This window comes from Streptococcus sciuri, assembly GCF_024814375.1.
Lineage (GTDB): Bacteria > Bacillota > Bacilli > Lactobacillales > Streptococcaceae > Streptococcus > Streptococcus sciuri.
On the sequence record NZ_JANUXX010000005.1, the window covers coordinates 21,948 to 42,516 of the forward strand.

The window sequence follows — 20,569 nt, forward strand, 5'->3', positions numbered from 1 at the left end:
ATCGAAAATATGCAAAGCTTACAAATAATTTGACCGAAAATTAAGCCTGATAGGTGATGAGCTGTAAGAGTACTTTATCAAATAAATACTCCTTATCGGCAGAACCTCTCTTAATAGCCTCATCCGTTTCAATCAAACGTTTGAGAGCAAATTTCAAAAAAGAAATGGATAAGGTCCTTGCATCACGCAGAGCATAACGCACTTGGTAAGGATTGACCTTACGTCCAAGATAATAGGACAAATCACTTGTTATCTGGCTTTCATTTTTACCTTGTTCAAACAACAATTTCACTTGTAAAAATGTCCTAAACTGTCCTAACATGACAGCAATAAGTTTGATGTCATCCTCACCTTGCAAACGCAAGTCATGTGTCAAAGCAAAACTTTCATCAACACGACCTAGGATAACCAGCTGCGTCAAATCAAAGATATTATCCTGAAGTGTTTTAGGAATAGCTGTAGCAATATCTGCCGAACTGATATTGTCTGTCTTTTTATAAGAAATTAAAAAAGCTAGATTTTTTTGAATCGCACTGTAATCATAGTTTGACTTGATGAGTAAATCCTCAAAGGCTCCATTCTCAAAGTGCAACCCTTCTTTGTGAGCGTATCGTTGAAAATAAGCTTTTAGTTCTGCTTCTTTAACGACAGTAGCTTCAATCACTTTGGCATCACGTTTGAGAAGTTTTACCAAACGTCGCTTTCCATCAAGCTTCCCTGGTGCGCATAAAATCAGGCGTGTCGTAGCCACAGGATTTTCAAGATAAGTTTCAAAACGTTTTAAGCTCTCCTCTTCCAGATAGTTTTTCTTACTGGTGGTGATGTCTAGAAAATTATCTAAAATAACAATTTTATAATCCGATAAAAAAGGTAAACTTTCAAGATCCATCTCTGCTACTAGATAGTCATCTTCGGATAAATCAAAATAGGAATACAGCAAATCACTCTTATCAAAACCAACTCGTTCAAAAAGCTTTTGTTTAATCTCTGAATACTGCCCCAGATCATCTCCTGCTAAAACAGTGATATTCCCCAGATTAGTTGCACTTAGTTGCTCTATTTCTTCAATTGCAATCATACCTTCATTATAGCATACATCACTGATTAGACCAACAGTCAAATACAACTAACAGCCACTCACACCTCACAAAAGATTGACAGAGAATTTTTCATTTTTCCCTCTATAATTCCCTCAACCTGTTTTTTACCAAATCCTCACTCACCGCATGATTATAAAACGGCAAACCAATAATGCGATAACGGTCATCATCCACCAGCGTTCTAGCTTCATCTCGTTCAGAAATCTGACGTAAAAACTCCTCTTTCCAGCCTTCTTTGCTATTTTCAAAGCTGTTATCCGAATCCAAGAATTGTTCTCCCTTTGGCTCAATGAAAATCTGCCATGAAACATTGCCTGTCTTTTTATCGTTAGCAAACATGAGAAAGTCTGGCTCGAAAGCACGACCATCTTCGAAGCTATAAATCTTAACAGCTTTTTCATTGCGAAGAAGATAAATATCTGTCCATTTTTCTTCTAGGTCTGCCATCAGTTCCTTAATAACTCGAACCAACATCTTTTCTTCATCTGTGCCGAAGTTGTCGTCATAAGCATACCAATCAAAAGCGTCCAAATCCTCGAAATACTGGGTTTCTGTGCGATTTTTTTGAGACAAGCCGAACTCCGCATCACTTCCCTGATTAATTGTGAATTTCCGCTTGATATTGGCTTCAAACAGGTCTTGAATCTTATAAGCTGTGAACTCATTTGAGCCATAAAATCTTTCTTCGAGTGCCACCAAGTCTTTTTCGATGTAGTGCAAAAGTTTTTCAGCGATGAAGAGTTTGTGCTCTTGACTCAGTTTATCTACCGCCTTTTTATCTCCCTCGATAATCAAGTCAATGTTTTGTAACATCGTGACAAAACCATCCAGACTCACCAAACCAGGAAATGCCTTGCTAAGGTTTTCAAAGGTGTAGGCTTTATTTCGATTGATAGCAGCTCGAACAATGTGATGCTCAATCTTCTTGCCAAACTTATACGGCAAACTGACAACATCTTCCGACACTAAGACAATATCCTCACCTTCAAAGGCGCCAATATCACGGCTGGATTGCGTTGGCAAGCTCACCTCAAAACGAGTCGGAATAATGGAATCATCCAAGAGAGATAGCTGCTGCTTTTCAACCAACTCTTTTCGGCTCAAACGCTTATTCATCCAAACAAGCCCATTCGTGTAAGTGTGGGTCTTCTTGAAGCTGTCTTTCAGGAGCAGTTCACGCTCTACCAAATTTTGGTCATCGTAAATACCAGATTCACGCAAGACTTGCTTGAGCTCAGAAATATAGCGTGGATTGTTAGCAGAGTGATAGTGAAGTTGCTCAATAACACGCAATTCATGGAGTTCATTTTCATCAAATTTTCGAGTGAATTTCTCGTCTAAATATCCATCAAAGACGAATGGATAATAACGAGCACCACGCCCTATCAACTGCTTTTCAGCATTGGTGGTCTTTCCAGCGACAAATCCGTTTTTGGTCATCTTGCTGTCACGAGTGTCATAGAGACGAACAATATCAAAGAGATTCAACACGTCCCAGCCTTCATTGAGCATATCAACGGCAAAAATAGCACGTATTTCATTACTGCTTTCTTCCAGAGTGTTGAGTTCTGTCAAGCTATTGCTGGTCTTGTTTTTACCGTCAATAAGTAGGAGACGCTCTCGTCTAAAATCCTCCTGCAGTTCCGCAACCAAGTCCTCGTCAGAAAGCTTCGATTGGTCAAAGAAGTCAAATGCCTGCTTTAAAATGCCTGCTTGAGCAAGCTGGCGCTGACGGACAATCGCTTGAGTAGTCAAACCTGTCATCATTTCTAAAAAGCTATCTAAATTGTCCTTGCTCTCTGTAATCTTTTACGACTTAAACATGACTAGAGGTTTGAGGTTAATGCCATGTTTAAGGGCGATTTTCTTGCGGAATTGACTGATAAGAATTGCCTGTAACATGCGTGTCGATACATCACTGTCTACCAAGTGGAAAAGAACATCCTTAGAATACTTATCCAAACGAAACTCTTTCAAGTCATACTTGTAAAGTAGGTGTTTTTTGTATTTTTGGGCAATGTTTTTATCTGTCAAATCAATGGTTGCTGTAAATTCAAAAAGGCTAGATTTTTTAGCTGTTTTCTGGATATTCTCAATGGTCGCTGTCCATGAGTTATTGTCCTTTTTCTCGCTTGCATTCAATCCGGCGTTGAGGTGGTGGGCTTCGTCAGCTAAAAGAACAACTGAAATATCTTCAAACTGTTCGTAAGAGAGGCGGTTTTCTCTTGGTGTATTCAGGTCTTGATGTAGTTTTTGAATAGTGGTAAAGACAATATTAATAGCGTCAGGGTTAGCATCAGAAAAGTCTGTCACTTCACGCACCGACACCACTTGATTATCAATGATAATCTTATCTGCAAAGAGGTACTTACTTGCTCCCTGTGTCAAAAAATTATCACGAGTTTTGGTTAAGATATTGTCATTATTAACGAAAAAGATAAAATGACGCTCGCCCTGCTGATACTTTTCAAGGATAATACTCGCCATTAAAAGGGTTTTACCTGAACCGGTCGCCATATTAAAGAGGACGTGTTCAGGTAGCACACGATTTTTTTCATCATTTTTATAATAGAGATAACGTCCCAACGCTTCTCTTTGATAGGTACGAAGGGAGTATTTGAGATTTTTCTCAAAACGAGACGACACTAAAGCCTTGAAATCTATAAAATCACTGGCAACATTGTAGGTTTCATATAAAAAATCCATATTTTATTCCTCCTCTCCGTAAAAGGCACGGTTGAGTTTTTTTTCTTGCTCTGAAATGCCGTAAGTCTGGTCGTTCATATCGCTATAATTGACATAGAGGTTATTATTATCAATAATTTCTGCCAAAATTTGCTTTTGCTCCGCCAAGCTAAACTGTGCAAATTCTTCCTCTTCCAGCTTTTTAGGGTCAATACGATAGGACAGGAAAGAGGATTTTTTAGCAAATTCAAAAAGTTCTAGCAACTCATCTGTTGTCCTAGCTTCTAAAATGGCATTTTTGAAATCTTGAGCGTCATTTTTCAATTCACAGTAGACAAAACTACCACCGCCAGACCAATTAACAGCTCTAGAGATGCCACCCTGCTCACCAGCGATAACCTTTTTTAGACGCTCCACAGAAACCGTTTCAATGTAGTCCATTTGCTCGATACCAATGTATTGACGGTTCATCTTATGGGCAACGGCTTGCGTTGTTGCAGAACCCATGAAAAAGTCGAGGACGAGGTCGCCTTCGTTGGTATGAGATTTAATAATATTCATCAAAAGGGTTTCAGGTTTTGGAGTGCTAAAAACTTTTTCTTCAAACAGAGCCTTCATCTCATCGGTAGCATCCTGATTTTGTCCCCAATCCAGCAGTAAGTCCGTTATAGACTTCTCTTTTCCTAATTCTTCTTCCGAAGCATATCTCCTAAAAGTATTAGCTGATGTAATGTACAATAACCCAGCTTCTGCAAATTTTGTAATATTTTCTTGAGATGTTCTCCATTGGGCTCTCGCAGAAAATTCATTTTGAGTTATTCCATCTTTTACGATAACATCTTGCAAAAAGGTAACTGACATTGTTTTATTTTTATAAGTTCCAGCTTTTATTACTATATCCTTTTCTTGTCCCTTATATGTAATTCCAGCCAAAATCACCCTTTCACTTTCTGGATTACTTACATTATCAACACGCTTTGTGGTATCGGTAGAGCTTGAAATTGACAATTTTTTTATTCGATTTTCATTTTTGGCAAAAACTAAAATAGTTTCCATAACTCCAGCAATTCTACTCAAAAATGATGGTTGCTTTTTCTTTTTCCAGTGTAGTGTTCCTATATAATTTTTTTCTCCGAAAATCTCATCTAGCAGTATATGTAAATACGGTTGCATACCTGTCCCTACAACTTTACTTGAATTAGCTCGACTCACATCAATGTGGACAAAAATCAAACCGTCTTCTGATAAGAGCTCTTTTGCTACCTCTAAACGATTTTTCATAAAAGTCAACCAAGTAGAGCGAGTAAAGCTATCATTATAGTCAAATGTATCTTCCGCACCTGTATTATAAGGTGGGTCAAGATAAATCAACTTCACTTTTCCTGCAAATTGTTTTTTCAGACTGTGCAAGGCAATCAAGTTATTCCCTTTAATAATCAAGTTGTCCGTGGCTGACAATTCTTCAACTTTATGCTCACCGTCTTTATCATAGCGTTTGAAGTTAGTCAAAACTTTATCATCTAAAAGCCGGTTAATTTCCGTTGGAGCTAGAATTTCATTGAAGAAAATCTCCTGACGCTTGGCGTCGTCCTTGGTCTGTCCGCCTTCCAGCACGCAGTCTTTATAGGGAAAATTCAGTACTACTTGGTTGTTTTCTGACAAGTATTTACCGTCACTGGTCGCTAGTCCAATCTTGGTTTTATAGGCAGTAAAGTTATCAGGCAGAAACTCCTTGTTGTTTAGGAACTGCAAGAAGGTATCTTTTTTGAAGACCAAGACACCATTTTCTAGAGACGAAAAGAAGTGCTGTGAAATTTTCGCCTCACTCATCAAGAGATTGAGGAGTGTTGGGTCGTACCGCCTTGCCAGTTCTGCCAATTTATTCTTGTTTAGTACGCCCTCCACTAAAAATTCATCCTTCTGCGATAGCAGGCGCTCCAGTTCTTGCTTCATAACCTTGGTCGTCCTCTCAACTTTTTTCATCGAAGGAGCTAATAGGATTCCTTAGTTATATACATAACTAAGGAAGATAGCTATCTTCCACTTTATTGTAATTATATTATACCATAGCTCAGAGTATTTTTGAGACAAGAAAAACCATCAAGTAACTGTTTAGATTATACTTATGCTTTTGTCAATGTAAAATCTCAAAAAGCTGACGTCAATTCTGAGTTTATCAATAAAGAGTCCTCTGTTCTTAGCTTTAAGGGAAGTCTTTTAGATGAAGTAAACCACCTAAGTATTTCTTTTTCCTCTGGTTTAACTTGTAAATGCAAAAGAAGGACATGACAAACTCTTTGGTTAAAGATTTTTTATCCCATTCTAAATAGCTTTGGATATTGCTCCTAAAATTAACCTCTTTTTACAAGTAACATATACTGAGGATAAACTTTTTTCGAAAATGAACTTTTGAATACTAGACGGTAAACTATTTTTGATATTAATGCATTTCTCCTTAAACCTAATTTGATACAAAAATAGGCGACATTACAGTATATGTAATATAGCCTTGATTAACTTAATGATATTGAATAAAAAGCTCTTTTTCTCGCCCTATTACCGCTATCTAACAGTCTCAAGGTGCCAAGTCTGCCATCCAATAAAGCGAATAGCGCCATGTTCGTCCGTTCGTAAGAACCTGCTGTTTACCTTTGCCAAACGTTCCAAAGTTTCCTGATGAGGGTGATGATAGCGATTATTCTGTCCAGCGGAGATTAGAGTCATCTTGGGTTTGATAGTTTCTAAAAAATGCATGCTTGAAGATCCTTTTGAACCATGGTGTCCTGCCTTTAGCACATCAACAGACAACTGCGGATAATGTTTTAATAGCACCTCTTCTCCTTCTTTTTCTAAATCGCCTGTGAACAAAAAGCGTGTTCCAAGAAGATTGCCATATAAGACCAGTGAATCGTTATTTTTACCGTCACCTTGGGTAAAAGGATACAGTACCTGCAAAGAGCTATTCATAATAGGCAATTGCTCCCCAGCGACCACGCTACGCACGTGGACTTGCATTGACTTTAGTCGATTGACAAAGTTACTATTTGTTAGACTACCAGGACTGACCAACACTTCACCAATCTCAAAAGTTTTAGCAACCACTTCCATATCTCCCATATGATCTGTATCGGTATGGGTGAGAAGAAGCTGATCTATCTTTGAGATACCTCTACTCTTTAGGTAAGGAATCAGAGTCCGTTCTGCATTGCTATCTGAATTGCCTTTCTGCCAAGTCTTTTTTTGACTAAAGGAAACCTTTCCGCCTACATCAATCAATAGTGTCTTTCCAAAAATATCTCTAATGAAGATACTATCACCTTGACCAATATCTACCATAGTCACTTCATTTGTCATAGGATGCTTGGTGATAAAAAGTAAACCTAATAACCCAAGAACAAGACATGCACACAGGTATTTACGCTTATGATAATCATACAATAGCCCCATCAAAACTAAAAGGACTAGTAACACGACGACACTAGGTGTCCCAAAGACTAAAGGTTTGCCAGCAAAATGCGAAAGAGAGGCAAGTATCGTATCCAATAACTGAAACATTTTGTTAAAGATATTTAAACAAATAATCGGTGATAAAAGAAAGGCAAACGTTAATAAGGGCAATATCAAACTCTCAAAAAGAAAAGCTAAGCCAACCGTCAAAAGGATAGATAAAGGCTGATAACTCGCAAAAAAATAAAGCAAAATGGGGAGCACCCCAAGTGGTATAACTAGTAAAGACACCCATTTGATGCGGTTTTTTGAGAAATGTGAAACATCAAATAAGGTCAACACAAAGGCAAAGCTAAAACTCATCACCCCACCTGTTGTTAACAAGAAAAAAGGCATGATAATAAAAGAAAGCATCACTGTAATAGCAAAATTATCCATTTTTTTGAGACCGCATTGCGTCAAAAATTGCTGAATAAGACTGCGAGTAACAGAGATACTAAATCCAGCGAAACCGCCATAAATAAAGGAAAATGGCACTTGCGCAAATAATACTCTCTCCCTGGTCATCCCTAGATGTAAACACAGTTTACGAAAAAGACCTACAAAGCAACTAACATGCATCCCTGATAGTGCAAAAAGATGAATAATGCCCAGATTCTTATACAAGTCCTCCATCTCATCAAACGACTTATCAAAATAGCCAAATAGCAAACCTGTCATATAGTGTCGCATAGGGGCTTGAAATCTTGAACACTGAATAATCGCTAGACGACGCCACTCTCTGATCCACCCTCGTGGAGTTACCACCGATATAGATTCCTGATTTAGAATTTTTTCTATTTTTAATAAACGGTTTATCCCCTGCGTTTTTAGAAAAGCACGATAATCAAATCCTGAAAAATTACGCTGTGAAGGAGCTTCCTCAAGTGTTGCTGTGACCCTCATACGCTGTGTATGATAGAGCGCTTCAAAGCTTCTCTTCTCCTCTTTGCTCTTTAAAGTATAAAAAGCTTGATAAGATCTGCCATTTCCCCTTGCTATAAAAGAAAGTAAATCACCATTGATTTTAATTGTATCAGGCAGTAAAACGATTGTCTCCAGAGTTTCAGGCTCTGTCTGATAGCTACTTTCAGATTGATACATAGTCATGCCAAAAAAGATAGCACTAGCTGACAAGATAAGTGCCACCTGAGCTACTCTTTTCAAAGAATATTGCCATAGCAAAAAGAAGCATGACATTATCAAAAGTAACAAAGCAGGCAATTGCCTGCTAAAGATAACATAATAAAGCTCAAGGAGAAGAGTAGCCATATAGATGGGAGCTAGGGGTAATTTTTTAATCCACTGTGACATCATTTTTTAATTTCTCCAGTGTCTTTGATCCGATACCTGAAACATTAGTCAGCTCATCTATCGATTTGAAACCACCTTGTGCATCACGATAATCTAGAATATCCTGCGCACGCTTATCCCCAATACCTGATATTTTTTTGAGTTCCTCTAAGCTTGCAGTATTGAGATTGATTTTATCTGTTGCGTTGCTTTTTGTTGTCTCAACGGTACGTGTACTTGTACTATCTTGATTGACAACACTGATGTTTTCATCAGACTTCGCCACGTAAACGATAGCTTCATCTGTCAACTTTTGAGCAAGATTAATTGATTTTTTATCTGCTTCTTGGTTGAGGTCACCTGCTTTAGCAATCGCATCTGATACACGACTCCCCTCTTTTAGAGTGTAAACACCTTCTTTTTGAACAGCCCCCTTGACGTCTACAACAATGACACTACTTGTCGCTTTTGACGAAGAATGACTCGTTTCAGTATTTGAGCTTGAAGCTAAAAAACTCGTCGATTGACTCGATAATGATGAAAAAGTTGTCTGTGCTTTTGGTCGCACTAGGACAACGATGAGACAAGTTACTACAAAAAGACCGCTCACTCCAAAAAGAACCGCTATAAGTACTTTTTGTTCCTTACATTTCTCACGAATGATTTCAAACATAAGATTCCTCCTACTTGTCTATTCGTAAAAAAACAAAAAAACAGCACCAAGTGCTGTGTATTATACTATTTAAGATGTTTTTCTGGCTGCCATACAAAGCTTGCAACCAAACTGAACAAAAGCGTACAAATGACGATAAAAATCGCTACTATCCCAAGTGGTATGCGATAGAGATAAGTCAGAGGGTGGCGCTTCTTTGCATCATGATAAAGAGTATTCTCACCATCTGCTCGGTCAAACTCCGTTTGGATACGACGTGCAACCTCTTCAATACCATCATCATTCAAGCGTTTAATATCTGAAATGTCAATAGGATTCCCAAAGTTCAAGTCAACACGCTCACCTAAAAGAAGTCCTTTAAAGGTCATTGGACCTGCATAGACAACAGGCACAATGCGTACCTTTGCCATCTTAGCAATGACTGCAACCCCTCCTTTAACATCTGTTGAATGTCGGCTACCGCTTGGAAACATAATCAAAGAGCGACTACTCTTTTTCAACATTTTAACTGGGTATTTGATAGCTTCTTGTCCTGGATTAGCACGATCAATGGGAAAAGCACCACACATACGAATCCACCAAGCTAGCATTCGATTAGTAAAGAGCTCTTTTTTTGCCATAAAAATAAATTTTTTAGGGCGTGTCGCAAATGCCATATAAATCGGATCCCACCAAGTTCTATGGGGTGAGACTAAGATATAATTATCAGACTGATTGGGAATTTTATCCTGATTGTGATAATGGTTGTTGCCATTAACAAGCCATAGTAAAAAAGCTACTAAGGTACGCAAATAAGTATAGAACACGTTTTCACTCCTTATTTTTACATAGTCTTTCCTATTTTACCACGCTTGATGTATTTTAGAAAGAAAAAATTAATGTACTTGTCAGTTTATTTTGCTATAATAAAGACTATGACTGATTCTATTTTAAAAGATGGTGAGCGTATCGATCAACTCTTTTCATCTGATGTCAAAATTATCCAAAACAAAGAGGTTTTTTCTTACTCAGTGGATAGTGTCCTTCTGTCACGCTTTCCAAAGATTCCTTCAAAAGGACTTATCGTTGACTTGTGTAGCGGTAATGGTGCTGTCGGACTTTTTGCTAGCCATAAAACAAAAGCAAAAATTGTTGAAATTGAACTACAAGAGCGTCTAGCGGATATGGCACAACGCTCCATTTTACTAAATCAACTGGGTAAACAAGTGACCATGGTCAATGATGACCTTAAACATCTGCTGCAATATGTTCAACGATCAAGTGTCGATTTGATTTTTTGCAATCCTCCTTATTTCAAATCTACCCAAACCTCCAAGAAAAATCTCAGTCCTCATTATCTCCTTGCACGCCATGAGATTGCAACTAATTTCGATGAGATTTGTGCTATCAGCCAGCAAGCCCTAAAAACAAAAGGAAGACTAGCCCTAGTACACCGTCCTGATCGCTTCTTAGACATCATTGATACCTTGAGACACTACAAACTCGCTCCAAAAAGAATCCAATTTGTCTATCCCAAGCCAGCTAAGGTTGCTAACATGCTTCTTATCGAAGCCATTAAAGATGGTTCTCAAGAAGGTATGAAGATACTGCCTCCATTGATAATTCATCAAAATAATGGCGACTATACCGATGCCATCTATACCATTTATTACGGAGAAAAATGTGACTAATTCAGAACAAATAGCTTACATGTATGTTCTAGAGTGTTCTGATGGGACACTCTACACCGGCTACACGACAAATCTTGATAAACGCATTGCTACTCATAATTCTGGAAAAGGTGCTAAATACACACGTACTAGACGCCCTGTTCGACTACTCTATCATGAAGCCTTCCCAGATAAAAAATCAGCTATGCGTGCTGAGAGTCTTTTCAAACAAAAAAAGCGACAAGACAAACTTACTTATATTAAAAAACATCAAACAGACTAAGCTTTTAGTCTGTTTTTTATGCTTCTTGCTTTCTAAGTTGATCTAATATCTGAATAAAACTTCTGATAGACTCAGGCAGTCTATAGTTTTTTGAGTAAGCATAGCTGACATGAAATTCAAACTGCTCCTCCTCAACCAAAGGAATCTTAACAAGCCCTTCCATCTGCGAAAAAAGTACAAAATCTGTTAAAAAGGTAATACCTAGATTTTCACGTACCATTTGACCAATAACTAGAGGATCTTCAAATTTAAAAAGTACCTTTGCTTTATTATTATAACGTGCGTTCAGTTTATTAAAGGCATCAAAGTGTATATGCCCTTCATTTAACATAATAAAAGATTCTTTTAAAACATCTTTGAAAGAAATCTGGCTTTGGTTAGCTAGAGGGTGCTTCTTAGAAACAAAGATATAAAACGGACGTTTATAAATTTCTTTTATTTCAAGCTTAGGATGTCCTAATGATTGCAAACTTCCCAATAAACTAAAATCCAACTCACCGTCAAGCAAATATTGGAGAAGTATATGAGAACCACTCATCGGTGTCAAAGTAAAATTGGTCATAAAATCAACCGACTCACCCATATCTATCAAAGAAGCGAGCAACTTAGCACGAATAATAGGCGGAATCCCTACTCTAATCTCATGATGGGCACTGCGCTCAATAGTTTTTTGAGCTACCTCAAGCTCCATCAAAATGGTTTGGATATGATTATCTAAAATCTCACCTTCAGCTGTCAGTTTTACCGAACGATGCGAACGATCTTTTAGAACCAAGTCGCAGTGATATACTTCCTCTAGGCGCTTTATCGCATAGGTAATAGTAGGCTGACTGACACCAAAAAATTCCGCTACCATGGTAAAAGAAGCCAGCTCTGCCAATTTATGGAAATATTCCAAATCTCTTGTATTCATGCACATTCTCCCTACCCTTATTGTACCATAATTTGACAATTGTTATAATGTTTTTTTATGACTTTTGAAAGAGTTGACTATAAGAAAAACAAAGTTTTATAATGGTTATCGTAAGATATTTTCTTATAATTCATCATACAAAGGAGTTCGTTATGAAATCACATGACATTTTGAATAACCCCTTTTTGAATAAGGGAACGGCATTTACTATGGAAGAACGCAAAGAACTTGGCTTAATTGGTATTTTGCCACCTTATGTGCAAACTATCGAAGAACAAGCTAAACAAGCTTACGCACACTACCAACGTAAAACGACGAATCTTGAAAAACGTCATTTCTTGATGGAAATTTTCAACACAAACCGCACACTGTTTTACTATCTCTTTGACCAAAACATCGTTGAGTTCAACCCAATCGTTTATGATCCAGTTATCGCTGAGTCTATCGAACAATACAGTGAACTTTTTGTCGATCCACAATATGCTGCTTATCTTGATATTAATCACCCTGAAAATATCGAAGAAACCCTTAAAAACGCTGCTGGTGATCGTGATATTCGCTTGATTGTGGCAACAGATGCTGAAGGAATATTGGGAATTGGAGACTGGGGTGTCCAAGGAATTGACATCTCTGTTGGGAAACTCATGGTCTATACTGCAGCAGCTGGCATTGATCCTGCTTCTGTTATGCCACTTGTCATCGATGCTGGTACTAACCGCGAAGAATTATTAAATAATCCAATGTATCTTGGTAATCGTCATGAACGCATTCGTGGTGAACAATATTACGACTTCATCGACCAATTCGTCCAAACAGCTGAAAAACTGTTTCCTAAATTATACCTACACTGGGAAGACTTTGGTCGCTCAAATGCCGCCAATATCTTAGACAAATACAAGGGTAGCATCCCAACATTTAATGATGACATCCAAGGAACTGGTATCGTTGTGCTCGGTGGTATCTTTGGAGCGCTTGATATTACAGGTGAAAAGTTAACAGACCAAGTTTATCTTTGCTATGGTGGGGGTTCTGCTGGTGCTGGTATCGCAGCGCGTGTTCATGCTGAAATGGTCGCTGAAGGACTTGAACCAAAAGAAGCTTACAAACGTTTCTTTATGATTGACAAACAAGGACTTCTCTTTGATGATATGGACGACCTCACCCCTGCTCAAAAGCCATTTGCTAAGAAACGATCTGACTTTGAAAATGCTGGTGACATGACAAACCTTCTGGAAGTGATAAAAGCAGTTAAACCAACTATTCTTGTCGGAACTTCAACAAATCCAGGTTCCTTTACTAAGGAAGTGGTTGAAGCTATGTGCAAAAACACAGAACGCCCAATCATCTTTCCAATCTCAAACCCTACTAAAAAAATCGAAGCAACTGCTGAGCAAGTCATTAAATGGTCAGATGGTAAAGCTTTTGTCGCAACAGGTATTCCATCAGATACTGTTTCTTACAAGGGGGTTGACTACCAGATTGGGCAAGCCAATAACGCTCTTATCTACCCAGGTCTTGGACTTGGTATGATTGCTTCAGAGGCATCATTACTAACAGATGAGATGATTGGAGCTGCCGCTCATTCTCTTAGTGGTCTTGTTGATCCAGGTCAACCAGGCGCTCCAGTATTGCCTCCATTCCAATACGTTACCGAAGTATCTATCAAAGTGGCAGAAGCTGTCGCTAAAAAAGCTCAAGAACAAGGACTTGCCAAAACCAAAGAAAAAGACATGACCAAAGCTGTCCGCAACCTCAAGTGGTATCCAAAATACTAATTGAGGAGAATCGTTGTGATAAAATCTAAAATTTGGAATACAAAAATTTCCGGTGTAACTCTCCCCCTCTATCTAGGATTTGTCCTTATCCTAGCAATTACTATTGCCATGGACAAACTTCCTCTTAACATGTTAGGTATTACTTTCATGTTAGTTCTTTTAGGTCATCTCTTTTATTGGATGGGAGAGAAGCTTCCCATCTTCAACTCTTACCTAGGAGGTGGATCCGTTTTTACATTAATTGTTGCTTCTGTTCTAGCAACCCTAGGATGGATACCCAAAAATGTCATTACCGCCACATCTACCTTTATGAATAACTGGGGGTTTCTTGACTTCTATATCGCCGCTCTTATCTGTGGCTCTATTCTAGGAATGAATCGCAACCTTTTGGTCAAAGCTTCTGTACGCTTTATTCCTATTTCGTTGATTTCAATGGTGATTGGTTTCTTCTCTGTTGGATTTATCGGTATACTTTTAGGGCAAAGTTTTGGACACTCTGTAATGTATATTTCATTTGCACAGATGGCTGGAGGTATGGGAGCAGGGATTGTCCCATTGTCTAAGATTTATGCTAGTGCTATCCATGGTAATGCCGCCACCATCCTCTCCCAATTAGCTCCAGCAACCACTCTAGGTAATATTTTAGCGATTATCGGTGCAGTCTTTATCTCAAAAGCCTTTGCCAATAGTAGATACAACGGACATGGTGTTCTCATTTCGGTCGATAAAGCAGACCTTAAGAAAGCACAAGTAGACCTTGATGCGATAAAAATAGGCGTTGGCGTCATGTTTGCCTCCTCTCTATTTTTAATCGGTGTTATTCTCAATGCTTTTATTCCTAAAATTCATAGTTATGCTTTTATGATTATTATTGTCTTCATCTTAAAAGCACTCAATGCTGTTCCAAAATCACTAGAAGAAGCTGTTGTGATGTTTAATCAGGTCATCATGACAAATTTTACCCACGCTATCCTTGCTGGTATTGGGCTTTCCATGATTAACCTTTCCTCCCTAGCTCACGCTATGACATGGCAATTTATGCTCCTCAGCCTCACTTCTATTGTTGCCATGGGACTCTCCAGTGCTATCATCGGAAAATGGATGGGACTTTATCCTGTAGAAGTTGCTATCGGAGCTGGCATGATTAACAACTCGATGGGTGGTACAGGTAATATCGCAGTACTTTCTGCTGCTAATCGTATGGAGATGATTGCTTTTGCCCAAATGGCCAACCGCCTTGGCGGAGCCATCATCCTCATTCTAGGTGGTATTCTTATCCAATTCTTTAGCTAAAAAACTAACCACCTATGCTAGCATAATTTTTTACAAAGTATCATCAATATAAAAAAACCGTCCCTATCAACTAGAGACGGTTTACTTAGTTCTCATCAATAACGAGACGAACTTTCTTGCTTTGAGTAGGCACCGAATAAACAATCGATCTTATCGCCATAATAGTACGTCCTTTTTTTCCAATAATATGACCAATATCTTTGGCATTGAGATGGAGATGATATTCTAAAAAATCTGGAGTATCTTGCACCTTGATCGTAAAATCTTCTGGTACTGAAATTAAAGGCTTTACAATAGCGATAATGAGATTTTCAATGGTATCCATAAGCTGTCACTCGTTTTATTTTGAGAATTTTGAATCGTGGAATTTTTTCATAACTCCAGCTTTAGAGAGAATGTTACGAACAGTATCAGATGGTTGCGCACCTTTAGCCAACCAGTCAAGAACGCGTTCTTCTTTCAGTGTTACTTGATTTTCAGCTACAAGTGGGTTGTAAGTGCCAACTGTTTCGATGAAGCGTCCATCACGTGGAGCACGTGAGTCTGCTACATTGATACGGTAGAAAGGTTTTTTCTTAGAACCCATGCGAGTTAAACGAATTTTTACTGCCATTTTAAATAATCTCTTTTCTATTGATTGGTTAGTAGTGCTCTATCACTCTACCTAAACTAGTATAGCATGCCTTTTTTATCATGTCAAGAAAAAATCTTGACACCAATTAAAAAATATCTATAACACCATAATGAAATTTCTGATTAGGACGTACGAAACGCTTAAATCCATACTTTTCAAAAACATCATCTTTAAAATGCGCTTTGATAATAACTTTTTCCTTTGCTACTCGCTTCATCTCCGCTAATAATTCTGTCGTTAGAGGAGATGGATTTGCAAGAGATGCTAAACCTGCCAAATTATCTGCTTCTCTTATCTCATAACGAAACATGGGGTCACAGTAAACAACATCAAAATGATGATCGGACTGACTTTTAAGGAAAATCAGATTATCTTCATGAATTGTCTTGATGGAGCGCATAGCTACATTTAACTGACTGTTAGACGATTGATAGTTTTTTAATCCTAAACTAACCAAAATATACGGGATTTCTTCCGATTCTATCGCTGTCACATCATGTCCAGCTGCCGCCATGACAATACTATCAGAAGCCAACCCCATGGTTGTATCCAATACCGTTTTTTTAGTAGAACCTATCAGATTCCACAAAGGATCATGATGAGATTTTACCCTAATCATAGCGGTATCAGGATGAAAAAACAATACTTCCCCGTTAATACCTTGAAAGACTACCTTATCTTTGTAAACGACCAAAATACCGTCACAATCCCACATAAGACGCTTCAAGCTTTCTTTTCGGCGTTCTTTATAAGCTACTTTCAAACGCTCTGCTAAAGACTTTGCTTGTTTTTCTTGCATATTATTAGGACAAAAAGATGTCGTCACACAAATAACCACCAGAGAAAATCCTTTCCTAATAATCTAATACATCTCTACAAATCTACATTTCTCAGTTTGTCACGATTTTCAAAAATGTCGTTTCTTTTCATTATAACTAAAAATAAGGGGGAAAATCCCCCCTTATTTTTAGACAATACCTTGTGCTGACATAGCTTCTGCAACTTTAAGGAATCCAGCAACGTTGGCACCAACAACAAGGTTACCTTCCGCACCAAATTCTTTAGCTGCTGCTGCAGAATTATCGTAGATACCTTTCATGATGTCATACAGTTTAGCATCTACTTCTTCAAACGACCAAGGTGTACGTTGGCTATTTTGAGCCATTTCAAGAGCTGATACCGCTACACCACCAGCATTCGCAGCTTTGGCAGGACCAAATGAAACACCAGCTTTTTGGAAAACTTCGATAGCTTCAAGTGTAGAAGGCATGTTTGCGCCTTCTGTAACAGCAATAACACCGTTAGCCACAAGAGCTTTCGCATCTTCTTCATTGATTTCATTTTGTGTAGCACATGGGAAAGCAAGGTCAGCTTTGATTGACCAGATTGAGCCTTCACCGGCAGGGGTAAACGTTGCACTTGGACGAGCATCAGCGTATTTGACAATACGTGCGCGTTCAACTTCTTTTAATTGTTTAAGAAGATCGACATCAATACCCTCTGGGTCATAAACATAACCAGATGAATCTGAAACAGCAACAACTTTAGCACCAAGTGATTGAAGTTTTTCAGTAGCATAAATAGCCACGTTACCTGAACCAGATACAAGAGCTACTTTGCCAGCAAAGTCTTCACCGCGATCTTTGAGCATTTGTTCTGCAAAATAAACAGCTCCGTAACCCGTTGCTTCTGTACGAGCAAGAGAACCACCGTAAGTAAGTCCTTTACCAGTAAGAACACCTGTGTATTCATTTCGAAGGCGTTTGTATTGACCATAAAGGTAGCCGATTTCACGTCCACCAACACCGATATCACCAGCAGGAACGTCAGTATCAGCACCAATATGTTTGCTCAACTCTGTCATAAAGCTTTGGCAGAAACGCATAATTTCGTTGTCTGATTTCCCTTTAGGATCAAAGTTTGAACCACCTTTACCACCACCGATAGGTTGACCAGTCAATGAGTTTTTAAAGATTTGTTCAAAACCAAGAAACTTGACGATTGATTGGTTCACTGATGGGTGGAAACGAAGACCACCTTTGTAAGGTCCAATAGCAGATGAGAACTGAACACGGAAACCACGGTTTACCTGAACTTGACCTTTGTCATCAACCCAAGGGACACGGAAAGAAACGATGCGTTCTGGCTCAACCAAACGTTCGAGAAGATTTTCTTCGATATATTTTGGATATTTGTCAAAGACAGGTACCAAAGACTCAAAGACTTCTTCAACGGCTTGCAAAAACTCTGGCTCGTGAGCATTTTGAGCTTTCACTTTTTCAAAAACACTAGCAACATATGCTTTTCCTGTTGTCATTTGTAAATTCCTCCATATATATCATTTACATAGAATATTATAAATTTTCAGAATATTATTGTCAAGCGTTTTTTGATATTTTTTTATATTTTTTTTGAAAAAAACGTTTTCTATGTTAGATAATGTCACATTTATAAGCTTTCTTGACTTTTATGGCAATTAAAGTTACAATAAAAAACGTGATTTTTTACAATATGTGAGGTTTTTATGAAATATTTTTCCTTAACAACTGGAGCTATCTCCCTACTCTTTGGAATTTATTTATTTACTAGCCCGTTAGCAACTGTTTCTACCATTGGTTGGATTTTGGCTGTATTTATCTTTATCTATGGAATCAATGGTATCACTACTTATTTTCATCACATCAATAATGAACGAAACGTTTGGATGCTTATCCAAAGTACTTTCTCTGTTATCTTTGGGCTCTTATTAATTACTGGTTCTACTTTTGCTCGTTCAAGCATAGTAATTATGATTTTAGCATACTGGATGCTTGTTAGTGGGATTTTGCGTTTGATTACAGGTTATCAACTCAATCGAGCAGGTTTTCCGAAATCAGACTCCAATCATTATTTCGTCAGTGGCATTCTTGCTATTATCTTTGCAATTATCTTCTTTAGCTCACCTATTTTATCAGCTGCTATTATTGGACGATTTGTAGCACTTATACCAATTGCTATAGGTATCTCAAGTATTTACACTTTTATCCGTCTTTAATAGGCAACAGAACTTATTAGCAAGGTCTGTTTATTCTAACACATCAAAAAAGATTAGGATTTTGTCCTAATCTTTTATTTATTGCCTTTATTACGGATAACAAAGCCATTTTTTTTCTCACTTGATGTGCGATGTGGACGTTTATTATCTTTATTTTCAAAGTCTCTACGATTTCTATTAGATGTACGCTTAAATTTATGATACTCTTTACCATTATCGTTGTAACGCTTCGATTTGTAACGTCCATTTCCGCTTTTATTAATAGCACCTGAAGGTTTAAATGGCAAAGGTTTTTCACGAGCAATTTCAACAATAGGGAGACTATCTGGATCTTGTACTGTTAAAGTCAAGATATAAAGAGCTAACTCTTCTGGAGTAAACTCTTGTGCAAGCTTGACAGCATCACCTTTAAACTTATCAAACTGTGCACGAATCGTATCATCTGCAAAATCACGTTCAATCTTTTTAAGTGCGACACGTTTTTTGGCTTTGAAAGCTTCCTGAGCTGTTGCAGGTTTCAGACCCTTCATGCGTTTTTTAGTCAATTGCTCAATAATAGAGAGGTAACCCATTTCATTTGGTGCCACAAAAGTGATTGAGCGACCATGCTTACCAGCACGACCGGTACGCCCAATACGATGCACATAGCTTTCAGGATCTTGAGGAATATCATAGTTATAGACATGAGTCACACCTGAAATATCCAATCCTCTAGCTGCAACATCAGTCGCCACTAAGATATTTAGATTATCATTTTTAAAATCACGAAGAACACGCAGGCGCTTACCTTGATCAAGATCACCATGAATACCCTCAGCACGGTAACCTCGTAACTTTAGACCACGTGTTAATTCATCAACACGACGTTTTGTTCGTCCAAAAACAATAGCAAGATCTGGTTGCTCTACATCAATTAAACGAGTCATCGTATCAAACTTTTCTTGCTCTCTGGTACGGATATAATATTGTTCAACAAGGTCTGTTGTCAACTCTTTAGCTGCTACTTTCACATGTTTAGGATGAGTCATAAACTGCATACCAATACGCTTTATCGGCTCTGGCATAGTAGCTGAAAAAAGTAAAGTCTGACGGTGTTCAGGTACACAGTTGATGATAGCTTCAATATCATCTAAAAATCCCATATTAAGCATCTCATCTGCTTCATCAAGAATAAGTGTTTCAATATGAGTCAAATCAAGTGCTTTACGCTTAATTAAATCAAGGAGACGTCCAGGTGTTCCTACTACAACATGTGCACCTGATTTTAGTGCCTTAATCTGCTTTTCAATACTAGAACCACCGTAAACAGATCGTACCCTAACCCCTTTATCACGTCCAAAACGGAAAAGTTCCTCCTGACTTTGTACAGCCAGTTCACGTGTTGGGGCGATAACAAGCGCTTGGATTGTTGACTCTGCGACACGGATTTTATCCAAAGTTGGAAGTCCAAAAGCAGCTGTTTTTCCTGTACCTGTTTGCGCTTGTCCGATAACATCCTCTCCCTCAAGCGCCAAAGGGATGGTCAACTCTTGGATAGGTGAAGGCTCTTTAAAGCCAGCCTTTTCAATGGCTGATAAAATCGTATCCGACAATTTTAATTCTATAAATTTCAATGTACTCTCTCTTCTAAAAAGACAGTGCGAAGCTGTCTTATCTCTCTTTATTTTTCGTGTTACAAGCTGCAACTCTCTTAGTGTATCATACTTTCTCCAAAAAAGATAGATAGAGCTTTAAAAATCAAAATCTTTTTC

The 20,569-nt window shown here is 38.1% G+C and carries 18 protein-coding genes; 5 read left to right on the top strand and 13 right to left on the bottom strand.

Going from position 1 to position 20,569, the window contains the following annotated elements:
• Positions 1-40: 40 nt before the first annotated feature.
• The 7 genes from holA to NXS10_RS04910 form a co-directional block, all read right to left on the bottom strand.
• Positions 41-1,078, bottom strand: coding sequence for a DNA polymerase III subunit delta (gene holA / locus NXS10_RS04880; protein ID WP_259138295.1), 1,038 nt, complete (start codon positions 1,076-1,078; stop codon positions 41-43).
• Between the two features lie 103 nt (positions 1,079-1,181).
• Positions 1,182-2,864 (bottom strand): HI_1054 family type III restriction endonuclease, encoded by a 1,683-nt coding sequence (locus tag NXS10_RS04885; RefSeq protein WP_259138297.1) that lies wholly within the window; start codon positions 2,862-2,864, stop codon positions 1,182-1,184.
• A 45-nt stretch (positions 2,865-2,909) separates the two neighbouring features.
• Positions 2,910-3,806 carry a DEAD/DEAH box helicase family protein gene (locus tag NXS10_RS04890; protein WP_259138299.1) on the bottom strand — a complete coding sequence of 299 codons (897 nt, stop codon included), beginning with the start codon at positions 3,804-3,806 and terminating at the stop codon, positions 2,910-2,912.
• A 3-nt stretch (positions 3,807-3,809) separates the two neighbouring features.
• Positions 3,810-5,738, bottom strand: a complete 1,929-nt coding sequence (locus NXS10_RS04895; RefSeq protein WP_259138300.1) for a DNA methyltransferase — start codon at positions 5,736-5,738, stop codon at positions 3,810-3,812.
• 609 nt (positions 5,739-6,347) lie between these two features.
• Positions 6,348-8,585, bottom strand: a complete 2,238-nt coding sequence (locus NXS10_RS04900; protein ID WP_259138564.1) for a DNA internalization-related competence protein ComEC/Rec2 — start codon at positions 8,583-8,585, stop codon at positions 6,348-6,350.
• Positions 8,569-9,237 carry a helix-hairpin-helix domain-containing protein gene (locus NXS10_RS04905; protein WP_259138302.1) on the bottom strand — a complete coding sequence of 223 codons (669 nt, stop codon included), beginning with the start codon at positions 9,235-9,237 and terminating at the stop codon, positions 8,569-8,571. The genes NXS10_RS04900 and NXS10_RS04905 overlap by 17 nt, the downstream gene beginning before the upstream one ends.
• Before the next feature lie 65 nt (positions 9,238-9,302).
• The gene (locus NXS10_RS04910) at positions 9,303-10,043 is read right to left on the bottom strand and encodes a lysophospholipid acyltransferase family protein (RefSeq protein ID WP_259138304.1); all 741 of its coding nucleotides are present in this window, start codon (positions 10,041-10,043) and stop codon (positions 9,303-9,305) included.
• Positions 10,044-10,151: 108 nt separating this feature from the next.
• Here NXS10_RS04910 and NXS10_RS04915 point away from each other — a divergent pair, with 108 nt between their 5' ends.
• Positions 10,152-10,907 carry a tRNA1(Val) (adenine(37)-N6)-methyltransferase gene (locus NXS10_RS04915; protein ID WP_259138306.1) on the top strand — a complete coding sequence of 252 codons (756 nt, stop codon included), beginning with the start codon at positions 10,152-10,154 and terminating at the stop codon, positions 10,905-10,907.
• A 19-nt stretch (positions 10,908-10,926) separates the two neighbouring features.
• On the top strand, positions 10,927-11,169 hold the full coding sequence (locus tag NXS10_RS04920; RefSeq protein WP_259138565.1) for a GIY-YIG nuclease family protein: 243 nt from the start codon (positions 10,927-10,929) through the stop codon (positions 11,167-11,169).
• 16 nt (positions 11,170-11,185) lie between these two features.
• Here NXS10_RS04920 and NXS10_RS04925 read toward each other — a convergent pair whose 3' ends face one another.
• The gene (locus NXS10_RS04925; protein WP_259138308.1) at positions 11,186-12,082 is read right to left on the bottom strand and encodes a LysR family transcriptional regulator; all 897 of its coding nucleotides are present in this window, start codon (positions 12,080-12,082) and stop codon (positions 11,186-11,188) included.
• A gap of 152 nt (positions 12,083-12,234) precedes the next feature.
• Here NXS10_RS04925 and NXS10_RS04930 point away from each other — a divergent pair, with 152 nt between their 5' ends.
• Both NXS10_RS04930 and NXS10_RS04935 read left to right on the top strand, forming a co-directional pair.
• Positions 12,235-13,857: a malolactic enzyme gene (locus NXS10_RS04930; protein WP_259138310.1), complete on the top strand. Its 1,623-nt coding sequence runs from the start codon at positions 12,235-12,237 to the stop codon at positions 13,855-13,857.
• A 15-nt stretch (positions 13,858-13,872) separates the two neighbouring features.
• Complete coding sequence (locus NXS10_RS04935) at positions 13,873-15,150, top strand: 2-hydroxycarboxylate transporter family protein (RefSeq protein WP_259138312.1); 1,278 nt, start codon at positions 13,873-13,875, stop codon at positions 15,148-15,150.
• A gap of 85 nt (positions 15,151-15,235) precedes the next feature.
• Here the strand turns inward: NXS10_RS04935 and NXS10_RS04940 are convergent, their stop codons facing one another.
• The 4 genes from NXS10_RS04940 to gdhA form a co-directional block, all read right to left on the bottom strand.
• Positions 15,236-15,475, bottom strand: coding sequence for a KH domain-containing protein (locus NXS10_RS04940; protein ID WP_259138314.1), 240 nt, complete (start codon positions 15,473-15,475; stop codon positions 15,236-15,238).
• Between the two features lie 15 nt (positions 15,476-15,490).
• Positions 15,491-15,763, bottom strand: coding sequence for a 30S ribosomal protein S16 (rpsP, locus tag NXS10_RS04945; protein WP_259138316.1), 273 nt, complete (start codon positions 15,761-15,763; stop codon positions 15,491-15,493).
• 106 nt (positions 15,764-15,869) lie between these two features.
• Positions 15,870-16,622: a class I SAM-dependent methyltransferase gene (locus NXS10_RS04950; RefSeq protein WP_373318028.1), complete on the bottom strand. Its 753-nt coding sequence runs from the start codon at positions 16,620-16,622 to the stop codon at positions 15,870-15,872.
• 129 nt (positions 16,623-16,751) lie between these two features.
• Entirely contained in the window at positions 16,752-18,101 is a 1,350-nt protein-coding gene (gdhA, locus tag NXS10_RS04955) for an NADP-specific glutamate dehydrogenase (RefSeq protein ID WP_259138317.1), read from the bottom strand.
• 207 nt (positions 18,102-18,308) lie between these two features.
• Between gdhA and NXS10_RS04960 the strand changes: the two genes are divergently transcribed.
• The gene (locus NXS10_RS04960; RefSeq protein ID WP_259138319.1) at positions 18,309-18,818 is read left to right on the top strand and encodes a DUF308 domain-containing protein; all 510 of its coding nucleotides are present in this window, start codon (positions 18,309-18,311) and stop codon (positions 18,816-18,818) included.
• A gap of 74 nt (positions 18,819-18,892) precedes the next feature.
• Here the strand turns inward: NXS10_RS04960 and cshA are convergent, their stop codons facing one another.
• Positions 18,893-20,431 carry a degradosome RNA helicase CshA gene (cshA, locus tag NXS10_RS04965; protein ID WP_259138321.1) on the bottom strand — a complete coding sequence of 513 codons (1,539 nt, stop codon included), beginning with the start codon at positions 20,429-20,431 and terminating at the stop codon, positions 18,893-18,895.
• Positions 20,432-20,569 lie beyond the last annotated feature (138 nt).

Bases quoted from the DNA above. Each gene is read 5' to 3' on its own strand.
- holA (WP_259138295.1), bottom strand. From the start codon at position 1,078: ATGATTGCAATTGAAGAAATAGAGCAACTAAGTGCAACTAATCTGGGG.
- NXS10_RS04885 (WP_259138297.1), bottom strand. From the start codon at position 2,864: ATGACAGGTTTGACTACTCAAGCGATTGTCCGTCAGCGCCAGCTTGCT.
- NXS10_RS04890 (WP_259138299.1), bottom strand. From the start codon at position 3,806: ATGGATTTTTTATATGAAACCTACAATGTTGCCAGTGATTTTATAGAT.
- NXS10_RS04895 (WP_259138300.1), bottom strand. From the start codon at position 5,738: ATGAAGCAAGAACTGGAGCGCCTGCTATCGCAGAAGGATGAATTTTTA.
- NXS10_RS04900 (WP_259138564.1), bottom strand. From the start codon at position 8,585: ATGTCACAGTGGATTAAAAAATTACCCCTAGCTCCCATCTATATGGCT.
- NXS10_RS04905 (WP_259138302.1), bottom strand. From the start codon at position 9,237: ATGTTTGAAATCATTCGTGAGAAATGTAAGGAACAAAAAGTACTTATA.
- NXS10_RS04915 (WP_259138306.1), top strand. From the start codon at position 10,152: ATGACTGATTCTATTTTAAAAGATGGTGAGCGTATCGATCAACTCTTT.
- NXS10_RS04920 (WP_259138565.1), top strand. From the start codon at position 10,927: ATGTATGTTCTAGAGTGTTCTGATGGGACACTCTACACCGGCTACACG.
- NXS10_RS04925 (WP_259138308.1), bottom strand. From the start codon at position 12,082: ATGAATACAAGAGATTTGGAATATTTCCATAAATTGGCAGAGCTGGCT.
- NXS10_RS04930 (WP_259138310.1), top strand. From the start codon at position 12,235: ATGAAATCACATGACATTTTGAATAACCCCTTTTTGAATAAGGGAACG.
- NXS10_RS04940 (WP_259138314.1), bottom strand. From the start codon at position 15,475: ATGGATACCATTGAAAATCTCATTATCGCTATTGTAAAGCCTTTAATT.
- rpsP (WP_259138316.1), bottom strand. From the start codon at position 15,763: ATGGCAGTAAAAATTCGTTTAACTCGCATGGGTTCTAAGAAAAAACCT.
- gdhA (WP_259138317.1), bottom strand. From the start codon at position 18,101: ATGACAACAGGAAAAGCATATGTTGCTAGTGTTTTTGAAAAAGTGAAA.
- NXS10_RS04960 (WP_259138319.1), top strand. From the start codon at position 18,309: ATGAAATATTTTTCCTTAACAACTGGAGCTATCTCCCTACTCTTTGGA.